The organism is Terrisporobacter othiniensis (assembly GCF_000808015.1).
Lineage (GTDB): Bacteria > Bacillota > Clostridia > Peptostreptococcales > Peptostreptococcaceae > Terrisporobacter > Terrisporobacter muris.
On the sequence record NZ_JWHR01000138.1, the window covers coordinates 1 to 2862 of the forward strand.

Genomic DNA, 2862 nt, shown 5'->3' on the forward strand with positions numbered 1-2862 from the left:
ATTTCTATATTAAATAGAAAATTGTACTTAAAAAGGGGAAAGCTATGATTAAAATTTTAAATTCATTATGTTATTCTGTTATTGTTATTAACAGAAATAAACAAATACTATTTATAAATAAGTTTCTTTTAGAGCTGTTAGGGGTTAATGATGAGGATGTAATCGGGAAAAATTTATTCCAAATAATTTCTATTACTAATCATTCTTTTGATAAGCTTATAAATGAACTTCCTCAAAATAATAAGTTTCACTTTTATATAAAAAATAAAGAAAATAATTTTCATTCATTATGGGGTGAACTTATAGAAGATGATTTTAAAGGAGAGAATGCTTATTTTATAATTGGAAGGAGACAATATGATAAGCAGTATACAAAAAAAGATTTAGAAGATCTATTGGATCTAATGCAAGTAGAATGTTGTATCAAAAATACTAATGGAGAGTATATATATGTAAATCAACAATTTGCAGATAACTTATCTTGTGAAAAAAGTGAAATTATAGGAAAAACTAGCAAAGACTTTCTAAACAAAGAAGATTGTCATTTTCTTGAAAAGAAAGAAAAAATAGTAATAGATAAGAAAAAGATAATAAATGATGAAAATATTTATTTAACTGTTAATGAAAAAAAATGGTATAGTAATACCTTAGGACCTATTTTTGATGATAATAATAATATAAAATATATAGCTAATTGTAAATTGGATATAACACTCAGAAAGTTTTTGAATGACATATATCAAGTTGCTCTTAATCAAATAACTCAAATTACTTGTGACATAGGTGTTTTTGATACAGATAGAGAATATAAATCTTTAATTCAATATACCATAGAAAAACTAATGAAATTTTCAAAAGCTGATGGTATTTCTGTAATATATTTTGATAATAAAGACTTCAGTTTAAATGCTATTGCTCAAACTGGAGAAGTTATAGAAGAATTATCTAAGCAAGAATTAGGCAGAGAGCTCTACGAATTTATACATAAATATGGTGAAGGGATGATACAACTAGACAGTATTAAAATGAATAAAAAATGTATATTAGATAAATTCTCTGTAGTAGGCATTTATAATATGACTCTTGATAAAGACTATTCTGGTTTTATCATGTTGACATATAAAAAAGGCCATGAGGATAGATGTATGCCTATGAATTACTTAAAAACCATATGTTCATATTTATCAATAAATATAAATAACTGGAAGAAATGCAAATATATCGAGGCTGAAAGAAGAAAAGTTGAAAAAATAAATAATTCTTTAATGCAGTTTATAGATGTATCTGAAGATATGATTGCAACATGGGATTTGAATGGAAATCCCATTTATAATAATTATCAAATATCTAACATATTAGGTTATGATGATATTAAAAATATAAACTTTTTTGACATACTTCATCATGAAGATAAAGATCAAATAATTGATACGATGTTTAATAGTAATTGTGATTTTGGCTCTGTAACAAGTAGATTTAGATGTAAGGATAATAATTATAAATGGATAGATTGGAATTATAAAATCTTAAAAGAAGAAAATATGTTTTTTTCTGCAGGTAGAGATGTCAGTGATAGAATTGCCAATGAAAAAAGAAAGTTATTAGCACAGCAAGTTAAATGCATAGAAGAAATCAAGGATGAATTCATAGCTAATATAACTCATGAGTTTAGAACTCCAATAAATATTATTATGTCAACAATTCAACTTATAAGTTTGAACTTAGAGAATAATACATATAAACTTGATTATTTGCATGAACATATCAAATATTTAAAAACAAACTCTAATAGACTTCTTAGATTAATCAATAACCTAATAGATATTACTTATATAAAAAATGGTTATCACGAATTAAATATGAAAAATTATAATATAGTTGAATTAGTTGAGAATGTTTGCAACACAGTGATTGATAGCAAAGAAAATAATGATATGAATATTATCTTTGATACAGATTGTGAACAAATTATTATGGCATGTGACTGTGATGAGATTGAAAGAATTATTTTCAATTTATTATCTAATGCAGTCAAGTATAGTTTTTCAAAAGAACCAATTATGGTAAGTATTAAATCAACTGCAGATAATGTGAAAATATCGGTCAAAGATAGTGGTATTGGTATACCAAAAGATTACCTAGAAACAGTTTTTGAAAAACTAACTAGAGTAGATAATAATCTCACAAGAAACAACGAAGGAAGTGGCATAGGACTTACAATAGTTAAATCTTTAGTTAATTTGCATAATGGAACAATAGATGTGGAGAGTGAATTAGGGAAAGGTTCTAATTTCATAATTACGTTACCTATTAATGTAATCAAGGAAGGTGGAAAAATAAATATAGAAAAAAGTTGTGATCTTAACAATAAAATTGAAAAGTATGCTATGGAATTTTCAGATATTTATGTGTATAATTAATGATAATTATAAAAATATGTTAAAATAAGATAATTATTTTTAAGGAGAGACAACAATGGAAGATATGAACATACTTATAACAAATGAAGCTAAAAAAGAATTGGACAAACTTTTGGCTAGCAGTGATAAGACATGCATCAGAATTCTTACTAGATGTATAACAATGACTAGTGATGCAAAGGTTGACTTAGAATTGGATGAACCAAATGATAATGATAATTTATACGATGTTGATGGATATAAAGTAATTATAAATAAAGTTCTTGATTCTCAAATGAACTATATTACAATATCATTTGGTGGACTTTTAAGTCGTGGATCTTTCTGTGTAGATGTAGATTTTAATTTTTACTATTAAATTTAAAAAGTATAAAAATTTAAGGATTTTACCTTAAGTTTTTATACTTTTTTTATTAGAAAATAATATATTCTAACATTTCTA

Annotated in this window: 2 protein-coding genes; both read left to right on the forward strand. The window is 24.6% G+C overall.

What is annotated here, in order from left to right:
* Positions 1–44: 44 nt before the first annotated feature.
* The gene (locus QX51_RS17015; RefSeq protein ID WP_039681099.1) at positions 45–2420 is read left to right on the forward strand and encodes a sensor histidine kinase; all 2376 of its coding nucleotides are present in this window, start codon (positions 45–47) and stop codon (positions 2418–2420) included.
* A 55-nt stretch (positions 2421–2475) separates the two neighbouring features.
* Entirely contained in the window at positions 2476–2778 is a 303-nt protein-coding gene (locus tag QX51_RS17020; protein WP_039681100.1) for a hypothetical protein, read from the forward strand.
* Positions 2779–2862 lie beyond the last annotated feature (84 nt).

What these genes read in the sequence shown, in the direction of transcription:
- QX51_RS17015 (WP_039681099.1), top strand. Translation starts at nt 45, where the DNA reads ATGATTAAAATTTTAAATTCATTATGTTATTCTGTTATTGTTATTAAC.
- QX51_RS17020 (WP_039681100.1), top strand. Translation starts at nt 2,476, where the DNA reads ATGGAAGATATGAACATACTTATAACAAATGAAGCTAAAAAAGAATTG.